Source organism: Streptomyces sp. NPDC047706 (assembly GCF_043204795.1).
Taxonomy (GTDB): Bacteria; Actinomycetota; Actinomycetes; order Streptomycetales; family Streptomycetaceae; genus Streptomyces.
This window is the reverse complement of the sequence record NZ_JBIDCW010000004.1, coordinates 219,397-238,013: the sequence shown is the minus strand read 5'-3', so window position 1 is coordinate 238,013 and position 18,617 is coordinate 219,397. Positions and strand designations below refer to the sequence as shown.

Below are 18,617 nucleotides of genomic sequence, written 5' to 3'. Positions count from 1 at the left end.
CGGTGGCGACGCCGTGGTTCATGGTGCCGTTACCGTGGGTGAGCACGGTGATCATGTAGTCGTGGCCGCGGCCCTTGAAGGCCCCGACGCTGTGCACCCGCCTCAACTGGAGCCCGCTCGAGAAGCGCGACGTCTTCGACGGCGACTGGCGCTCCCGCTACCTCGGCGACTTCGGCGGCCGGATCGACCGGGTCGGCCCGGGCTCCTGCTGAACCGGCGTCACCCCAGATGCGTCGGCGCGAACATCCGCAGCACCGCCGGGAGCACGACCACCGAAGGCCCCGGTGCCGCCAGCGCCTTCGTCAGGTCGGCCTCCAGGTTCTCCGGCGTCGTACGGATGCCCGGGACGCCGAAGGACTCCGCGAGCGCCACGTAGTCCGGGCGGGTCAGTTCCGTCGCCGTGGCCTGACCGAAGGCGTCGGTCATGTACTCGCGCAGGATGCCGTAGCCGCCGTCGTCGACGATCAGCCAGGTGACGTTCAGGTCGTACTGCCGGGCCGTCGCCAGCTCGGCGATCGAGTACAGCGCGCCGCCGTCACCCGACACCGCCAGCACCGGCCGGGCCGGGTCGGCGGCCGCCGCGCCCAGGGCCGCCGGGAAGCCGTAGCCCAGGCCGCCCGCGCCCTGGGCGGAGTGCATGGTGTTGGGGCCCTTGGCGTCGAAGGCCGACCAGGCCCAGTACGCCAGGATCGTCATGTCCCAGAAGGACGGGGAGCTGTCGGGCAGCGCCCGCCGGACGGACGCCAGCACGTCCTGTTCCAGGGTGAGTTCCTGGGAGGCGATGCGCTCGGCGACCTTCGCGAGGACCTCGCGCACACGCTCCGGCGCCGACGGGTCCTGGCGCTCCGCGACCGTCTCCAGCAGCGCCTGCAACGCCAGCCGCGCGTCCGCGTGGATGCCCAGCGCCGGGTGGTTGGACTCCAGCTTGCCGAGGTCGGCCTCGATCTGCACGACCCGGCCGCGCGGCTTGAACGTGTGGTAGTTCGAGGAGAGTTCGCCGAGGCCGGAGCCGACGACGAGGAGTACGTCCGCGTCCTCCAGGAAGTCGGTGGTGTGCCGGTCCTCGATCCACGACTGGAGCGACAGCGGGTGCCCCCAGGGGAACGCGCCCTTGCCGCCGGCGGTCGTGACGACCGGTGCCTGGAGCGCCTCCGCCAGCTGAAGGAGTTTCTTCGAGGCGTCCGCCCGGACCACTCCCCCGCCCGCGATGATCGCCGGGCGGGCGGCGTTCGAGAGCAGGTCGGCCGCCACAGCGGTGAGTTCGGGACGCGGCGGCAGTTCCTCGGGAAAGGCGTCGCCGCCCGTCACGACCGGGATCGACGTCTCGGCCAGCAGTACGTCCTGCGGGATCTCCACCCACACCGGCCCGTGCGGGGCCGTCAGCGCCGACTTCCAGGCCGCCGCGACGGCCGAGGGGATCTGCGACGGCGTGCGCACGGTGTGGACCGACTTCACCACGCCCCGGAACGAGGCGGCCTGGTCGGGCAGTTCGTGCAGATAGCCGTGCCGGCCGCCGCCGAGGCCCGCCGTCGGGACCTGGCTGCTGATCGCCAGCACCGGCGCCGAGGCCGCCGCCGCCTCCTGGAGCGCGGCCAGCGAGGTCAGCGCCCCCGGGCCGGTCGACAGCAGCAGCGGCGCCGCCTCGCCGGTGGTCCGGCCGTACGCGTCGGCCGCGAACCCGGCGTTGTTCTCCACCCGCAGCCCGATGTACCGCAGGTCGGACCGCCGCAGGGCGTCGAACATGCCGAGCGCGTGCTGACCGGGCAGCCCGAAGACCGTCGTCGCGCCGAGCCCGGCCAGCGTCTCCACGACCAGGTCTCCGCCGTTGCGGCCGGGCGGCGGGTTCAGGGCCGCCGTGGTCTGCGCGGCCGTCGGACGGAGTACCAGGTCGTGGTCGTGAGTCACTTCGCGCGCGCCTCGGCAATCTGTCGGGACATGATCGTGGTCAGTTCGTACGCCGTGTGGGAGGCCGCCACCGACGTGATCTCCGCGTGGTCGTACGCGGGGGCCACCTCGACGACGTCGGCCGACACCAGGTTGCAGGATGCCAGTCCGCGCAGGATCTCCAGCAGCTCGCGGGAGGTCATGCCGCCCGCCTCGGGGGTGCCGGTGCCGGGGGCGTGCGCCGGGTCGAGGCAGTCGATGTCGATGGAGATGTAGAGGGGCCTTCCGCCGATGCGCTGGCGGAGCTGGTCGGCGACCTCGTCGGCGCCCCGGCGGTAGACGTCCGCGGAGGTGACGATGCCGAAGCCCATCTTCTCGTCGTCGGTGAGGTCCTGCTTCCCGTACAGCGGGCCTCGGGTACCGACGTGGGAGAGCGCCGAGGTGTCGAGGATGCCCTCCTCCACCGCGCGCCGGAAGGGCGTGCCGTGGGTGTACTCGGCGCCGAAGTACGTGTCCCACGTGTCGAGGTGGGCGTCGAAGTGCAGCAGCGCCACCGGGCCGTGCTTCTTGGCGACCGAGCGGAGCAGGGGCAGCGCGATCGTGTGGTCGCCGCCCAGCGTCATCAGGCGGGCGCCGGTGCCGAGCAGGTCGTCGGCGGCCGCCTCGACGGTCTCCACGGCCTCGTTGATGTTGAACGGGTTCACCGCGATGTCGCCGCCGTCCGCGACCTGGGCGAGGGCGAACGGGGAGGCGTCCTGCGCCGGGTTGTACGGCCGCAGCAGCCGGGACGCCTCGCGGATCGCGTTGCCGCCGAAGCGGGCGCCCGGCCGGTACGAGACGCCCGAGTCGAACGGCACGCCCACGACGGCGACATCGGCGGTGCCGACCTCGTCGAGGCGGGGCAGCCGGGCGAACGTCGCGGGGCCGGCGTACCGCGGGACGCGGGACGAGTCGACAGGGCCGCGGGGGGTCGGCGTCTCGTTGCTGCTCATCGGGAAATGCCTTCTTTCTCACGCCTCATCGCGTATGTACGACTTCCGTACGACTCTACTGGTGGGCCGGGGCCGCGTCCGACCGGGGTTCGGGCGCCCGCCCGGCGAGCCGCTCGCGCCAGGCGGCGAGTACGGCGGCGTCCGTGGCCGGGGTGGCCAGCGAGACGATCACGTACGCGGCGAGGGAGGCCAGCAGGCCGTAGTAGACGGGCTCGTTGGCGAGGATGCCGTAGGTGGCCATCAGGACGACCACGGAGACGCCGCCGACCGCGACGCCCGCGAGGGCGCCCTGGACCGTGCCGCGCCTCCACAGCAGTCCGCCGAGGATCGGGACCAGCAGACCGCCGACGAGCAGGTTGTACGCCACCGTCAGCGCCTGCACGACGTCGTTGAGCGCGATGGCCGTGAGGATCACGGCGACTCCCATGAGCAGGATGAAGGCGCGGTTGCCCTTGACCTCGTCGTGCTCCTGCCCGGACGGGCGCACCAGGCCCCGCAGCCGCGACCAGATGTCGTTGTTGGCGACCGTGGCGCAGGCGATCAGGGCGCCGGACGACGTCGACATCACGGCCGCGAGCGCCGCCGCGAGCACCAGCCCCCGCACCCCGACGGGCAGTTCGTCCTTCACGATCGTGGCGAAGGCGTCGTCCGCGCTGGCCAGGTTCGGGTAGAGGACCTTGGCGGCGGTGCCGATGACGGCGCCGGCGAGCGCGTAGGCCAGGCAGTAGGTGCCGGCGACCGTGCCGCCCCACTTGGCGGTCCCGTCGCTGCGGGCGGTGAAGACGCGCTGCCAGATGTCCTGTCCGATCAGCATGCCGAACGTGTAGATCAGGACGTAGGTGAAGATCGTCTCGCCGCCGATGCCCAGCGGGTCGAAGTACTCCGTGGGCAGCTGGGCCTTCATCTCGCTGAAGCCGCCCGCCTTGACGACGGCGATGGGCAGCAGGAGCAGCAGCACGCCGATCGTCTTGACCACGAACTGCACCATGTCGGTCAGCGTGATCGACCACATGCCGCCCAGGGTCGAGTAGGCCACGACGATCGAGCCGCCGAGGACGATCGCGAGGGTGCGGTTCATGTCGAACAGCACGTCGAAGATCGTGGCGTACGCGATGGTCGAGGTCACCGCGAGCATCAGGGTGTACGCCCACATCACCACGCCCGAGATCACGCCCGCTCTGCCGCCGTAGCGCAGGTCCAGCATCTCGGAGACGGTGTAGACCTTCAGACGGGCGATGCGCGCGGAGAAGAAGATCGACAGGGCCAGCAGACCGAGACCGATGGTGAAGACCATCCAGGCGCCGGACAGGCCGTACTGGTAGCCGAGGCCCACGCCGCCGATGGTGGACGCGCCGCCGAGGACGATCGCCGCCATGGTGCCGGAGTACATGGCCGGGCCGAGCCTGCGGCCCGCGACCAGGAACTCGCTCTTGGACTTGGCGCGGCGCATGCCCCACCAGCCCATGGCCAGCATGCCGGCCAGATAGACGACGATCACGATGTAGTCGACGGCCATGGGGCCCTCCTTCGCACACTCTCGGTGGCGTGTCGTGCAGATGGGAGTTGTCCGGTGTGATGGCGCGGGGACATCCGCCCGTACCCGCGGCTGCCGGTCTGGACCGACCCTAGGTGGCCGGAAAGCGACTGCGAAGTGTACGTTTCATCCATTCGCGCGGAACGGACTGCAGGAAGTGCACACCATGTCCGAGACCCCGGCCCTCCCACCCACTCCGCCGGTACCCCTGTCCGCCCTGCTGGCCAGGGAGGATCTCGCCCTGCGGCAGATCGCCGGGCCGTCCGGCCCCGGGATCGTGCTGCACGGGGCGCACACCTCGGAGATGTCCGACCCGTACCCGTACCTGCTGGGTGGCGAGCTGCTGCTCACGGCCGGGGTGCACATTCCCAGGGCGGCGGGGTCGGGGACGTACTTCGACGACTACGTCTCGCGGATCGTCGCGGCGGGCGGCGCGGCCCTCGGCTTCGGGCTGGCCCCGGTGCACGACACGGTGCCGCGGGCGCTGGTCGAGGCGTGCGAGGCGTACGGCCTGCCACTGCTGGAGGTCCCGCCCCGGACCACCTTCTCCGGCGTCGCCCGCGCCGTCTGGCAGCTGATCGCCCGGGCCCGGCTCACCGAGCTCCGCCGGGTGACGGAGGCCCAGCAGAGCCTGGCGGCGGCCGCCGCCCGGCCGGACCCGGTGCCGTCGGTACTGCGTCAGCTCGCCCACGGGGTCGGCGGCTGGGCGGTGCTGTACGGCCCCGACGGCGCCCGTCTCGCCGCGGCGGGCAGGTCCCCGGCCGACGAAGTGCGCGGGGCGCTGGCGGAACTGGCCCGCGTGGTGCGACGCCCCGCCGGGCCCTCCCCGTCCTCGCCGTCCTCGCCGTCCTCCCCGTCCTCCCCCTCCTCCCCGTCCTCCCCGTCCTCCCCCTCGCCCTCGCCCGCCCCCACCTCGGCCACCGACGCCGTCGCGGGCTGTCACCTCTCCGCCTACGCACTCGGCGCGGGCCAGGGTTTCGCGCTCGGGATCGCGGCGGAGCACCGCGACCCCGCCGACCACACGATCGCCGCCGTCGCCGCCGTGCTGCTCTCCCTCCTGACCGGCGAGCACCACAGCCGGGCCGGCGCGGCCCGCTCCTCGGCGCTGGTGCGACTGCTGCTGGGGGCCGAGCCGGAGGCGGTGGCACCGCTGCTCGGCACCGGGAGCCTGCGGGTCGTGCACGCCCGGCCCGACGCGCAGGTCCCCGACCCGGTCGCCGCCTCGGCGCTCGGCGCGGCGCTCGGTTCGCCGCTGGTGGACCTCGCCGGGGACGTCGTACGCGTCCTGCTGCCCGCCGATCGCGAACCGGCCCCGCAGCCCGGCTGGACCCTGGGCGTCAGTGCCCCCGCCGGCCCACCTCAGTGGCCGGCCGCGGACACCCAGGCGGCCCGCGCACTGGCCCGCGCCCGCGCCACCCGGACGGCGCTGGTGCGCCACGGCGGCCGGCCCGCCCTGGCGGACCTGCTGCCGGGCGGCGAGGCCGCGGCGCATGCCCGCGCGGTGCTGGGACCCGTGGCGGGCAACACCGCCCTCACCGACACCCTGCGCACCTGGCTGTCCCTGCACGGCAGTTGGGACCGCACCGCCGTCGCCCTGTCGGTGCACCGCAACACCGTGCGGCAGCGCATCTCCCGCTGTGCGGCGCTGCTGGACACGGACATGGACGATCCGGACGTACGGATGGAGCTGTGGTTCGCGCTGCGGCAGCTGTGACCCCGGGTGAGTGACCCACGTCCCAGCGTGCGGGACGGCGGGGACGGGTCCAGGCGCGTACCGCACAATGAGAGCCATGCCGATACCCGGGACACCCAGCCGCGCCGAGCTCGTCGAGCACCTTGTGAAGACCCGCATCGCGGGCGATGTCGCCACCCCGCGTGAGAACAACCTCTCCCACTACCGCCAACTGGCGAACGGCGTCCGCAACTTCTGGCTCGGCCTGGAGCTCGGCGACCGCTGGACCGACGAGCAGGACGTGCTCGCGGTGATGGCGGAGCGGGTCGGCGTGAACGACGACGCCGAGTACCGGCACGGCCAGGACACCATCGACCCCGAGCTGACCGTCGCCGCTCTGGAGCGCCTGGCGGCCCGGCTGCGCAAGGCGGCGGACGGCGGTCAGCGGGTCCTCTTCGCGACCGGCCACCCCGGCGGCCTGCTCGACGTGCACCGTGCCACGGCCGCCGCGCTGCGCGCCGCGGGCTGCGAGATCGTGGTGATCCCGGAGGGGCTGCGGACGGACGAGGGGTACGTCATGCAGTTCGCGGACGTGGCGGTGCTGGAGCACGGCGCCACCCTGTGGCACACCCACTCGGGCGAGCCGATGAAGGCCATCCTCACCGGCCTGGAGCGCGAGGGCCGTCCGCTGCCGGACCTGGTCGTCGCCGACCACGGCTGGGCCGGATACGCGGGGCGGCACGGCGTCGACTCGGTGGGCTACGCCGACTCCAACGACCCGGCCCTGTTCATCGCGGAGGCCGAGGGAACCGTCCAGGTGACGGTCCCCCTCGACGACCACGTGGTGAGCCCCCGGTTCTACGACCCGATGACGGCGTATCTGCTCTCGGAGGCGGGGCTCAGCCAGTCCGAGGGATCCTGACCACGCCCTCCTGGATCACCGTGACGGCGAGGCGGCCGTCCTGCGTGTAGATGCGGGCCTGGCCGAGGCCGCGGCCGCCGTACGCCGACGGGGACTCCTGGTCGTACAGGAGCCACTCGTCGGCGCGGAACGGACGGTGGAACCACATCGCGTGGTCCAGCGAGGCCCCGACGACGTCACCGACGGCCCAGCCGCCGCGGCCGTGCGCGAGCAGCACGGAGTCCAGGAGCGTCATGTCGGAGACGTACGTCGCCAGCACGACGTGCAGGAGCGGGTCGTCGGCCAGCTTGCCGTTGGCGCGGAACCACACCTGGGAGTGCGGCGCGCGCGGCTCGCCGAACCTGCCGTAGGGCGGCTCGTCCACGTAGCGCAGGTCGACCGCGGCGCGCGCCTCCAGGAACTTCTCGACGACCTGCGAGGGCAGGTGGCCGTATCCGCTGAGCCGCTCCTCGGAGGTGGGGAGCGTCTCGGGGTCGGGCGCGTGCGGCATCGAGGTCTGGTGGTCGAAGCCTTCCTCGTCCTTCTGGAAGGACGTGGAGAGCGCGAAGATCGGCTGACCGTGCTGGACCGCCACGACCCGGCGGGCGGTGAAGGAGCGGCCGTCGTTCATCCGGTCGACCGTGTAGACGATCGGCGCGCCGGGGTCGCCGGTGCGCAGGAAGTACGCGTGCAGGGAGTGCGGGTGGCGGTCGTCGGGGACCGTACGCCCGGCGGCGACCAGCGCCTGGGCCGCGACCTGTCCGCCGAAGACGCGCGGGACGACGGCGGACCGGGACTGGCCGCGGAAGATGTCCTGCTCGATCTGCTCCAGGTCGAGCAGATCGAGCAGACCCTGTAGTGCCTCGTTCATGGCACCTTTTCTACTGGCCGGTAATTGTGGGAACCTTACAGGCCCATGTCCTTCGCGATGATCGACTTCATGATCTCGCTGGTCCCGCCGTAGATGCGGTTCACGCGGTTGTCCGCGTACAGGCGGGCGATCGGGTACTCGTTCATGTAGCCGTAGCCGCCGTGCAGCTGGAGGCAGCGGTCGATCACGCGGTGCGCGACCTCGGTGCAGAACAGCTTGGCGGAGGCGGCCTCGGCGGGGGTCAGCTCGCCGGCGTCCAGGGCCTCCGTCGCGCGGTCGGCGACGGCCTCGGCGGCGTCCACCTCGGCCTGGCAGGCGGCCAGCTCGAACTTGGTGTTCTGGAAGTGGGCGACGGGCTTGCCGAAGACCGTGCGCTCCTGCACGTACTGCTTGGCGAACCGGACGGCGGCCTTGGCCTGCGCGTAGGCGCCGAAGGCGATGCCCCAGCGCTCGGAGGCGAGGTTGTGGCCGAGGTAGGAGAAGCCCTTGTTCTCCTCGCCGAGCAGGTCCTCGACCGGCACCTTGACGTCGACGAACGCGAGCTCGGCCGTGTCGGAGGTGCGCAGGCCCAGCTTGTCCAGCTTGCGGCCGACGGAGTAGCCCTCGGACTTGGTGTCGACGGCGAACAGCGAGATGCCGAAGCGGCGGTCGTCCTCGCGCGGGGAGGAGGTGCGGGCGCAGACGATCACCTTGTCGGCGTGCACACCGCCGGTGATGAACGTCTTGGCGCCGTTGAGGACGTAGTGCGTGCCGTCCTCGGAGAGCTTGGCGGTGGTCTTCATGCCCGCGAGGTCGGAGCCGGTGCCCGGCTCGGTCATCGCGATGGCCCACATCTCCTCGCCGGTGACGAACTTCGGCAGGTACCGCTTCTTCTGCTCGTCGGTGGCCAGCATCTTGATGTACGGCAGGGCGAGCAGCACGTGCACGCCGGAACCGCCGAACTGGACGCCCGCGCGGGCGGTCTCCTCGTACAGGACGGCCTCGAACTTGTGGCTGTCCAGACCCGCGCCGCCGAACTCCTCGGGCACGTTGATGCCGAATATGCCCAGCTCACCCAGCTTGTGGTAGAACTCGCGCGGCGCCTGGCCGGCGGCGAACCACTCGTCGTAGACGGGCACGACCTCGGCCTCGATGAAGGCGCGCAGGGTCTCCCGGAACGCCTCGTGATCCTCGTTGAACACCGTACGGCGCACGCCGCCACCTCCACCGTCACATGTCTAAGCGCTTGCTCACCCAACCGTACCGGCGAGTACGAACCGCCGACAAGACCGTGCCGTGGGTAACGCTCGTCACGCCCGTGACACCGCCGGGGAGGCGCCGCCGGAGGCCGCCCAGGCCAGCGCGTAGCCGAAGGCGTTGACCGCCCAGTGCAGGGCCGCCGGAGCGAGCAGGCTGCCGGAGCGGCGGCGCACCTCGCACAGGACCACGCCGGCCACGGCCGTGACGGCGACGGCCACCGCGACGGTCGCCGCCACGTCCGCCGGACCGCCGCCGAGGGCCGATCCCACGGCGGCGTTGGCACGGTTGAGGCCACGGGAGGGCAGCACGTGCCACAGACCGAAGAGCAGCGAGGAGCCGGCGGTCGCCCACGCCGCGCCCCACCGGCGCCGGAGCATGGCCCACAGGACCCCGCGGAAGGCGGTCTCCTCCAGCAGCACGGTGCCGAGCGGCACGCGCACGAGCACGTTCCACAGCAGCTCACCAGCGGACAGGTCCGCGGCCCTGGAGTCCTGGAACACCTCCCGGCCGGCCGGAACGGCGAGCAGGAGGAGGTAGCCGGCGAGGACGGCGCCGGCGAGGACGGGCGCCCACCGCAGTCCCCGCCGCAGGGCCGCGGCGTCGAGCCCGAGACCGGCCCGGGTGAGCCCGTCCCAGCGGGCGGCCAGCAGCAGGAGGGCCGTCGCGGCGGCGCAGGTCAGGACGTACGCGAGAGGGCCGCGCACCAGCCAGTTGTTGACCAGGTTCGCGAGGACCAGGACGGCGACGACACAGACGACCGGCATCCCGCCTCCAGCTCTTCGGCAGCGCCCCGAGGGGCGCACGACGGCCCGTCGCGGCTACGACCCCACGGCCGCGAAGGCCCCCCTCGCCATCCGGTGCAACAACTCCGCCGTCGCCCCCCGTCCCGGCAGGGAACCCGGGCGGCCCAGGTGCGGCGTCGAGTTCAGCAGGCCGAAGACCGAGTGGACGGCCGAGCGGGCCGTGGACTCGTGGAGCCCGGGGTAGACCTCACGCACCACCTCCACCCACAGCTCCACGTACTGCCGCTGGAGCTGGCGCACCAGCTTGCGGTCGCTGTCCCGGAGGCGGTCCAGCTCACGGTCGTGCAGCGTGATGAGCGGGCGGTCGTCCAGCGCGAAGTCGATGTGGCCCTCGATGAGCGAGTCGAGGAGCGCCTCGGCGTCCCCGTCCGCCTCCGCGGCCCTGCGCTTGCCGCCGGTCAGGAGCTGACCGCTGATCCCCACCAGCAGCTCGGCGAGCATCGCGTCCTTGCCCGGGAAGTGGCGGTAGAGCCCGGGGCCGCTGATGCCCACCGCCGCGCCTATCTCGTCCACCCCGACGCCGTGGAAGCCCCGCTCGGCGAACAGCCGCGCGGCCTCCTTGAGGATCTGCTCGCGGCGGGTGGGGGCGTCGGTTCTCGTGGCCATGGAAGCAATTCTAGACAGCGAGGTTAGCGGTCGTTAACCTGGAGGAAAATGCGTTAACGCTCATTAACAAGGTGAGGGGACCGCAAGGATGGACCAGGCACCGGAGCTGCACGGCGCGGCGGACCCCGCGTCGGAGGCCTGGCGGGTCAACGAGGCAGGGCACCTCGCGCTCGTGGAGGAGCTGCACGGCAAGCTCGCCGCCGCCCGGCTCGGCGGGGGTGAGAAGGCGCGCGCCCGGCACACCGCGCGCGGCAAGCTGCTGCCGCGCGACCGCGTCGACACCCTTCTCGACCCCGGCTCGCCCTTCCTGGAGCTCGCACCGCTCGCCGCCGACGGGATGTACGACGGGCAGGCCCCGGCCGCCGGTGTCGTCGCCGGCATCGGGCGGGTCAGCGGCCGGGAGTGCGTCGTCGTCGCCAACGACGCGACCGTCAAGGGCGGGACGTACTACCCGATGACGGTGAAGAAGCACCTGCGCGCGCAGGAAGTCGCGCTGGAGAACCGGCTGCCCTGTCTCTACCTGGTGGACTCCGGCGGCGCCTTCCTGCCCATGCAGGACGAGGTCTTCCCGGACCGCGAGCACTTCGGGCGGATCTTCTACAACCAGGCCCGGATGTCCGCCGCCCGGATCCCCCAGATCGCCGCCGTCCTCGGCTCCTGCACGGCCGGCGGGGCATACGTCCCGGCGATGAGCGACGAGGCCGTCATCGTCCGCAACCAGGGCACGATCTTCCTCGGCGGCCCGCCGCTGGTGAAGGCCGCCACCGGCGAGGTCGTCACCGCGGAGGAGCTCGGCGGCGGCGAGGTGCACTCCCGCGTGTCCGGCGTCACCGACCACCTCGCGCAGGACGACGCCCACGCCCTGCGCATCGTGCGGAACATCGTCGCCACCCTCCCCGCGCGCGGGCCGCTGCCCTGGGAGGTGAGGCCCGTGGTGGAGCCCAAGGCCGACCCCTACGGGCTGTACGGGGCGGTGCCCGTCGACTCCCGCACGCCCTACGACGTCCGCGAGATCATCGCGCGCGTGGTCGACGGCTCCGGGTTCGCCGAGTTCAAGGCCGAGTTCGGGCAGACCCTCGTCACCGGCTTCGCCCGGATCCACGGCCACCCGGTCGGCATCGTCGCCAACAACGGCATCCTCTTCTCGGAGTCCGCCCAGAAGGGCGCGCACTTCATCGAGCTGTGCGACCAGCGCGGCATCCCGCTGCTGTTCCTGCAGAACATCTCGGGGTTCATGGTCGGCAAGGACTACGAGGCCGGCGGCATCGCCAAGCACGGCGCGAAGATGGTCACGGCCGTCGCCACCACGCGCGTGCCGAAACTGACGGTCGTGGTCGGCGGCTCCTACGGCGCGGGGAACTACTCGATGTGCGGCCGGGCGTACTCGCCGCGCTTTTTGTGGATGTGGCCCAACGCCAAGATCTCCGTGATGGGCGGCGAACAGGCCGCCTCGGTCCTCGCCACCGTCAAGCGGGACCAGCTGGAGGGCCGCGGCGAGTCCTGGCCCGCCGAGGAGGAAGAGGCGTTCAAGGCGCCGATCCGCGCGCAGTACGAGCGCCAGGGCAACGCCTACTACGCCACCGCCCGCCTCTGGGACGACGGGGTGATCGACCCCTTGGAGACCCGTCAGGTGGTCGGCCTGGCCCTGACCGCGTGCGCCAACGCGCCCCTGGGTGAACCCCAGTTCGGCGTATTCCGGATGTGAGGGGACCGATGTTCGACACCGTTCTTGTGGCCAACCGCGGTGAGATCGCGGTCCGTGTCATCCGTACGCTGCGCTCGCTGGGCGTCCGCTCCGTCGCCGTCTACTCCGACGCCGACGCCGACGCCCGGCACGTGCGCGAGGCCGACACGGCGGTGCGGATCGGGCCCCCGCCCGCCGTGGAGAGCTATCTGTCGGCCGAGCGGATCCTTCAGGCCGCGGCCGCCACGCACGCCCAGGCCGTCCACCCGGGGTACGGCTTCCTCGCCGAGAACGCGGCCTTCGCGCGTGCCTGCGCCGCCGCCGGGCTCGTCTTCATCGGGCCCCCGGCCGACGCCATCGCGCTGATGGGCGACAAGATCCGCGCCAAGGAGACCGTCGCGGCGGCCGGCGTCCCCGTCGTCCCCGGCGGCCGGGACCCCGAACTCGCCCGCGCCGCCCGTGAACTGGGCGCACCCGTGCTGCTCAAGCCCTCCGCGGGCGGCGGCGGCAAGGGCATGCGCCTGGTGCGGGACCTGAGCCTGCTCGACGACGAGATCGCCGCCGCCCGGCGCGAGGCCGCGGCCTCCTTCGGCGACGACACCCTGCTGGTGGAGCGCTGGATCGACCGGCCCCGCCACATCGAGATCCAGGTCCTGGCCGACGGCCACGGAGGCGTCGTCCACCTGGGCGAGCGCGAGTGCTCCCTGCAGCGGCGCCACCAGAAGGTCGTCGAGGAGGCGCCCAGCGTGCTCCTGGACGAGGCCACCCGCGCGGCGATGGGTGAGGCGGCGGTACAGGCGGCCCGCTCCTGCGGGTACGTCGGGGCGGGCACGGTCGAGTTCATCGTCCCCGGCGGCGACCCGGACGCGTACTGCTTCATGGAGATGAACACCCGCCTGCAGGTGGAGCACCCCGTCACCGAGCTGGTCACCGGGCTCGACCTCGTGGAGTGGCAGCTGCGGGTCGCGGCGGGCGAGCGCCTGGGCTTCACGCAGGACGACATCGCCCTCACCGGGCACGCGATCGAGGCCCGCGTCTGCGCCGAGGACCCGACCCGGGGCTTCCTGCCCTCCGGCGGCACGGTGCTCCGCCTGCGCGAGCCCGAGGGCGACGGCGTGCGCACCGACTCGGGGCTCAGCGAGGGCACCGAGGTCGGCAGCCTGTACGACCCGATGCTGTCGAAGGTCGTCGCGCACGGCCCGGACCGCGCCACGGCCCTGCGCAAGCTGCGCGCCGCCCTCGCCGGGACGGTCGTCCTCGGCGTGCCGACGAACGCCGGTTTCCTGCGGCGGCTGCTGGCCCATCCGGCGGTCGTCGAGGGCGACCTGGACACCGGGCTGGTCGAGCGGGAGGTGACGGGCCTCGTGGCCGGCGAGGTCCCGGTCGAGGTCTACGCGGCGGCGGCGCTGCTGCGCCAGGCCGCCCTGGCCCCCGCGCCGGGCACCGGCTGGGTCGATCCGTTCTCCGTCCCGCAGGGCTGGCGCCTGGGCGGTCAGCGGGCCTGGACCGCGCACCACCTGCGGGTGCCGGGGCACGACCCGGTGACCGTGAGGCTGCGCGGCTCGGCGGACGGCGGGTTCGAGCTGCTGCCCGACGGCGCCGGGGCCCCGGTCCCGGTGTCCGCGGGCCCCGCCCCGGCCGGGGACGGCTCCCGGTTCACGTTCCGGCTCGACGGCGTCGCCCACACCTTCGCGGCCCTGCCGGACGGCACCTGGCTGGGCCGCGACGGCGACGCCTGGCAGGTGCGCGACCACGACCCGGTTCAGGCGTCCCTCTCCCGCACCGCCCACGCCGGTGCCGACTCGCTGACCGCGCCCATGCCGGGCACAGTGACCGTGGTGAAGGTCGCGGTGGGCGACGAGGTGAGCGCCGGTCAGAGCCTGCTGGTGGTGGAGGCGATGAAGATGGAGCACGTCATCGCCGCCCCGCACGCCGGAACGGTCGCCGAGCTGGACGTGGCCCCCGGCGCGACCGTCGCCATGGACCAGGTCCTCGCCGTCATCACGCCGACCGAGCCGACCGAGGAGGCACCGGCATGAGCACCCCCGCGCCCGGCCTCCCCATGGTCGTACCCGCCCCGGGCCTGCCCGCCCGGGTCCGGATCCACGAGGTCGGCCCCCGTGACGGCCTGCAGAACGAGAAGGCGCAGGTCCCGACGGAGGTCAAGGCGGAGTTCATCCACCGGCTGGCCGACGCGGGCCTGACGACGATCGAGGCCACCAGCTTCGTCCACCCCAGGTGGGTGCCCCAGCTGGCCGACGCGGAAGCGCTGTTCCCGCTCGTCAGCGAGGTGCCGGTGGCGCTGCCCGTGCTGGTCCCCAACGACCGGGGGCTGGACCGGGCGCAGGCCCTGGGCGCCACCCGCGTCGCCGTCTTCGCGAGCGCCACGGAGTCCTTCGCGAAGGCGAACCTCAACCGCACGGTCGACGAGGCGCTGGCCATGTTCGACCCGGTGGTCTCCCGGGCGAAGGCCGAGGGGCTCCATGTCCGCGGCTATCTGTCGATGTGCTTCGGCGACCCCTGGGAAGGCCCCGTCCCGGTGCACCAGGTCGTCGGGGTCTGCAAGAGCCTGCTGGACATGGGCTGCGACGAGCTGAGCCTCGGCGACACGATCGGCGTGGCGACCCCGGGCCACGTCGCCGGGCTCCTCTCCGCGCTGAACGCCGACGGGATCCCGGCCCCCGCCCTCGGCGTGCACTTCCACGACACCTACGGCCAGGCACTGGCCAACACCCTCGCCGCGCTCCAGCACGGCGTCACGACGGTCGACGCCTCCGCGGGCGGCCTCGGCGGCTGCCCGTACGCAAGGAGCGCCACCGGCAACCTCGCCACCGAGGACCTCGTGTGGATGCTGCACGGCCTCGGCATCGACACCGGCGTCGACCTCGGCCGTCTCACCGCCACCAGCGTGTGGATGGCCGGCCGACTGGGCCGACCCAGCCCGTCCCGCACCGTAAGAGCCCTCTCCCACCAGGAGCAGTGACGCATCATGGACCACCGCCTCAGCCCCGAGCTGGAAGAACTCCGCCGCACGGTGGAGGAGTTCGCGCACGAGGTCGTCGCCCCCAAGATCGGCGACTACTACGAGCGGCACGAGTTCCCGTACGAGATCGTCCGCGAGATGGGCAGGATGGGCCTGTTCGGGCTGCCGTTCCCGCAGGAGTACGGCGGTATGGGCGGCGACTACCTCGCCCTGGGCATCGCCCTGGAGGAACTGGCCCGCGTCGACTCCTCGGTGGCCATCACCCTGGAGGCGGGCGTCTCGCTGGGCGCCATGCCGATCCATCTGTTCGGCACCGAGGAGCAGAAGCGTCAGTGGCTCCCCCGGCTCTGCTCCGGCGAGATCCTCGGCGCCTTCGGCCTGACCGAGCCCGACGGCGGCTCGGACGCGGGCGCGACGCGCACCACGGCCCGGCTGGACGCGGAGACCGGCGAGTGGGTGATCAACGGCACCAAGTGCTTCATCACCAACTCGGGCACGGACATCACCGGTCTGGTCACGGTCACGGCGGTGACGGGCCGCAAGCCGGACGGCAGGCCGCAGATCTCCGCGATCGTCGTCCCGTCCGGAACGCCGGGCTTCACGGTGGCACCCCCGTACTCCAAGGTCGGCTGGAACGCCTCCGACACCCGGGAGCTGTCCTTCGACGACGTCCGGGTCCCGGCGGCGAACCTGCTGGGCGAGGAGGGCCGCGGGTACGCCCAGTTCCTGCGCATCCTCGACGAGGGCCGTGTCGCCATCGCGGCGCTCGCCACCGGCCTGGCGCAGGGCTGCGTGGACGAGTCGGTGAAGTACGCGAAGGAACGGCACGCCTTCGGCCGTCCGATCGGCGCCAACCAGGCCATACAGTTCAAGATCGCCGACATGGAGATGAAGGCCCACACGGCCCGCCTCGCGTGGCGCGACGCGGCCTCCCGCCTGGTCACCGGCGAACCCTTCAAGAAGGAGGCGGCGCTGGCGAAGCTGTACTCCTCCACCATCGCGGTGGACAACGCCCGTGACGCCACCCAGATCCACGGCGGGTACGGCTTCATGAACGAGTACCCGGTGGCCCGGATGTGGCGCGACTCGAAGATCCTGGAGATCGGCGAGGGCACGAGCGAGGTGCAACGACTGCTGATCGCGAGGGAGTTGGGGCTGGCGGGCTGAACGACCGCCAGCCCGGCCCACGGACACGAACGCGACGGGGGACCCGCCCCTGGACAAGATCTGAGGTTAGGCTAACCTACCTTCGAATTGTCCGGCGGGACCCCCGCCCTGTTCGAAAGCGGCCACACTCATGTCCAACGCCCGTGCCACCCACCTCACCCGCCGCGGCATCCTCGCCGCCGGCGGTGCCCTCGGCCTCGGTGCCGTGCTCGCAGCCTGCGGCGACGAAGACACGAACGGCGGCGGCTCGGACGCGAAGGCCTCCGCCAAGGCCTCCGGTCCCTGGTCGTTCAAGGACGACCGCGGCGAGACCGTGAAGCTGGACCGGATCCCGGCCAACATCGTCGCCTTCGTCGGCGTCGCCGCCGCTCTCCACGACTACGGCATCGAGGTCAAGGGCGTCTTCGGCCCGACCAGGACGAAGGACGGCAAGGCCGACGTCCAGGCGGGCGACATGGACGTCAGCAAGCTGACCCTCTTCGGCAACGTCTGGGACCAGTTCAACGTCGAGCAGTACGCCGCCTTCCAGCCGGACGTGCTGATCTCCACCACCTTCGACAGCGCGGGCACCCTCTGGTACGTCCCCGAGGCGTCCAAGGACAAGATCGCCAAGCTCGCCCCGAGCGCCGCCGTCTCCGTCTACGACCGCCAGCTGACGGCGCCGCTGCAGCGCATGTGGGAGCTGGCCGAGTCGCTCGGCGCGGACATGAAGGCCGACAAGGCCGTCAAGGCGAAGCAGGAGTTCGAGGCGGCCGCCGAGCGGCTGCGCGAGGCCGCCAAGTCCCGTCCGGAGATCAAGGTGCTGGCCGGCTCCGCGAGCCAGGAGATCTTCTACGTCTCCGGCACCAACCTCTCCATCGACCTGGAGTACTTCAAGGCGCTCGGCGTGAACTTCGTCGAGCCGCCGGAGAAGGCGAAGGCCGAGGGTGGCGGCTGGTTCGAGTCGCTGAGCTGGGAGAACGTCGACAAGTACCCGGCCGACATCATCATGATGGACGACCGTTCCTCGACGATCCAGCCCGCGGACATCACCGAGGGCACGTGGAAGAAGCTGCCCGCGGTGAAGGCGGGGCAGGTCATCGCGCGGTCGCCGGAGCCGATCCTGTCGTACGCGAAGTGCACGCCCCTGCTGACGACGCTGGCCGAGGCCATCGAGAAGGCGAAGAAGGTCGGCTGAGCCAGGTGGTTGCGGTGACGGGGAGCCGCGGGCCCGTTGTGGCCGGTCGCGCAGCTCCCCGCGCCCTTGAGGGCGTTGCCCAGCCGCTTACCTGAAACCTACCCAGGAGCCCCCATGACGACGGCCGTGGCCGCCCCGTTCCGGTTCTTCGCCCTTCAGGTCGTGCGGACGAGGCGGCTCGGGCCGTCCCTGGTCCGGGTCACCTTCGGCGGGCCCGACCTCGCGGCCTTCCACTCCCTCGGGCGCGACCAGTCCCTGTCGCTGTTCCTGCCGCACCCGGGACAGCCGGAGCCGGTCGTGCCGATCGAGCTCGGTGACCGGTGGTGGCAGGGATGGCGCGAACTCCCGGACGACGTACGGGCCGTGATGCGCTCGTACACGCTGCGGGCGCTGCGCCGGGAACCCGACGAGATCGACATCGACTTCGTCCTGCACACCCCGGCCGGGCCCGCCTCGCAGTGGGCCTCCCGGGCCGTCGCCGGTGACCGGGTCCTGCTGCTCGGCCCGGCGGTCGCGGACAACCGGGCGATCCGGTTCCGCCCGCCGCCGGACACCGACCTGGTGGTCGTCTGGGGTGACGAGACCGCCCTGCCGGCCGTGTCGGCCGTCCTGGAGTCGCTCCCGCACGGTATGCGCGCCCGCGTCTGGCTGGAGGTGCGCGACGCCGGGAACGTCCAGGACCTGGTGACCGAGGCCGACGCCGAGGTCACCTGGCTGGTCCAGGACGAGGGCGGCGCCGAGATCCCCCACGGCCCGAAGGGCGCGGGAGATGCCCCCGCCCCCCTGGCACTCGGCGCCCTGCGCGCCGCCCGGTTGCCGCCCGCCGCGCACCCGTACGTCTGGATCGCGGGCGAGTCGTCCTGCGTGAAGGAGCTGCGCCGGCACTTCGTGGGCGAGCGCGGCGTCGACCGCCGCCGGGTCACCTTCGTCGGTTACTGGCGGCGAGGCCTGAGCGAGGAGCAGTTGCGGGAGCTGGGCGAGTAACTGCCCGTCGGCGGACGGCCGTTCACCGTGACGGCCGTCACGGCCCGGGCCACACTTGACCTAATGAACTTAGGTTAGGCTAACCTAAGTTGAAACGGCCTCACCCGTTCCGCCACGGAC

16 protein-coding genes are annotated in these 18,617 nt (G+C 72.4%); 9 read left to right on the top strand and 7 right to left on the bottom strand.

Going from position 1 to position 18,617, the window contains the following annotated elements:
• Positions 1-74: 74 nt before the first annotated feature.
• Positions 75-212, top strand: a complete 138-nt coding sequence (locus ACGF8A_RS06655; RefSeq protein WP_393105154.1) for a hypothetical protein — start codon at positions 75-77, stop codon at positions 210-212.
• A 7-nt stretch (positions 213-219) separates the two neighbouring features.
• Here the strand turns inward: ACGF8A_RS06655 and ACGF8A_RS06650 are convergent, their stop codons facing one another.
• From ACGF8A_RS06650 to ACGF8A_RS06640, 3 genes are read right to left on the bottom strand one after another with little or no spacing between them, the layout of a single operon-like run.
• A complete protein-coding gene (locus tag ACGF8A_RS06650) occupies positions 220-1,905 on the bottom strand; it encodes a thiamine pyrophosphate-binding protein (protein WP_393104906.1) in 1,686 nt (561 codons plus the stop codon).
• On the bottom strand, positions 1,902-2,876 hold the full coding sequence (gene speB / locus ACGF8A_RS06645) for an agmatinase (RefSeq protein WP_393104904.1): 975 nt from the start codon (positions 2,874-2,876) through the stop codon (positions 1,902-1,904). Before speB ends, ACGF8A_RS06650 begins: the two co-directional genes overlap by 4 nt.
• Before the next feature lie 55 nt (positions 2,877-2,931).
• Positions 2,932-4,392, bottom strand: coding sequence for a sodium:solute symporter (locus ACGF8A_RS06640; protein ID WP_393104902.1), 1,461 nt, complete (start codon positions 4,390-4,392; stop codon positions 2,932-2,934).
• Positions 4,393-4,576: 184 nt separating this feature from the next.
• On the opposite strand from ACGF8A_RS06640, the gene ACGF8A_RS06635 reads away from it, so the two are divergent.
• Positions 4,577-6,124, top strand: coding sequence for a helix-turn-helix domain-containing protein (locus ACGF8A_RS06635; RefSeq protein ID WP_393104900.1), 1,548 nt, complete (start codon positions 4,577-4,579; stop codon positions 6,122-6,124).
• Between the two features lie 76 nt (positions 6,125-6,200).
• Positions 6,201-7,004 carry a phosphatase gene (locus ACGF8A_RS06630; RefSeq protein WP_393104898.1) on the top strand — a complete coding sequence of 268 codons (804 nt, stop codon included), beginning with the start codon at positions 6,201-6,203 and terminating at the stop codon, positions 7,002-7,004.
• Here ACGF8A_RS06630 and tesB read toward each other — a convergent pair.
• From tesB to ACGF8A_RS06610, 4 genes are all read right to left on the bottom strand, one after another.
• Positions 6,982-7,854, bottom strand: coding sequence for an acyl-CoA thioesterase II (tesB, locus tag ACGF8A_RS06625; protein WP_393104896.1), 873 nt, complete (start codon positions 7,852-7,854; stop codon positions 6,982-6,984). The genes ACGF8A_RS06630 and tesB overlap by 23 nt on opposite strands.
• A 35-nt stretch (positions 7,855-7,889) precedes the next feature.
• Positions 7,890-9,047 (bottom strand): acyl-CoA dehydrogenase family protein, encoded by a 1,158-nt coding sequence (locus tag ACGF8A_RS06620; protein ID WP_393104894.1) that lies wholly within the window; start codon positions 9,045-9,047, stop codon positions 7,890-7,892.
• Between the two features lie 96 nt (positions 9,048-9,143).
• On the bottom strand, positions 9,144-9,857 hold the full coding sequence (locus ACGF8A_RS06615) for a CPBP family intramembrane glutamic endopeptidase (RefSeq protein ID WP_393104892.1): 714 nt from the start codon (positions 9,855-9,857) through the stop codon (positions 9,144-9,146).
• Positions 9,858-9,911: 54 nt separating this feature from the next.
• A complete protein-coding gene (locus ACGF8A_RS06610; protein ID WP_393104890.1) occupies positions 9,912-10,502 on the bottom strand; it encodes a TetR/AcrR family transcriptional regulator in 591 nt (196 codons plus the stop codon).
• 88 nt (positions 10,503-10,590) lie between these two features.
• Here ACGF8A_RS06610 and ACGF8A_RS06605 point away from each other — a divergent pair, with 88 nt between their 5' ends.
• From ACGF8A_RS06605 to ACGF8A_RS06580, 6 genes are all read left to right on the top strand, one after another.
• A complete protein-coding gene (locus ACGF8A_RS06605; RefSeq protein WP_393104888.1) occupies positions 10,591-12,207 on the top strand; it encodes a carboxyl transferase domain-containing protein in 1,617 nt (538 codons plus the stop codon).
• A gap of 8 nt (positions 12,208-12,215) precedes the next feature.
• Complete coding sequence (locus ACGF8A_RS06600) at positions 12,216-14,225, top strand: biotin carboxylase N-terminal domain-containing protein (protein WP_393104886.1); 2,010 nt, start codon at positions 12,216-12,218, stop codon at positions 14,223-14,225.
• Positions 14,222-15,169 carry a hydroxymethylglutaryl-CoA lyase gene (locus tag ACGF8A_RS06595; RefSeq protein WP_393104884.1) on the top strand — a complete coding sequence of 316 codons (948 nt, stop codon included), beginning with the start codon at positions 14,222-14,224 and terminating at the stop codon, positions 15,167-15,169. Before ACGF8A_RS06600 ends, ACGF8A_RS06595 begins: the two co-directional genes overlap by 4 nt.
• 6 nt (positions 15,170-15,175) lie before the next feature.
• A complete protein-coding gene (locus ACGF8A_RS06590) occupies positions 15,176-16,336 on the top strand; it encodes an acyl-CoA dehydrogenase family protein (RefSeq protein ID WP_393104882.1) in 1,161 nt (386 codons plus the stop codon).
• Positions 16,337-16,466: 130 nt separating this feature from the next.
• Positions 16,467-17,513 (top strand): ABC transporter substrate-binding protein, encoded by a 1,047-nt coding sequence (locus ACGF8A_RS06585; RefSeq protein ID WP_393104880.1) that lies wholly within the window; start codon positions 16,467-16,469, stop codon positions 17,511-17,513.
• 114 nt (positions 17,514-17,627) lie between these two features.
• Entirely contained in the window at positions 17,628-18,497 is an 870-nt protein-coding gene (locus ACGF8A_RS06580) for a siderophore-interacting protein (protein WP_393104878.1), read from the top strand.
• Positions 18,498-18,617: the final 120 nt, after the last annotated feature.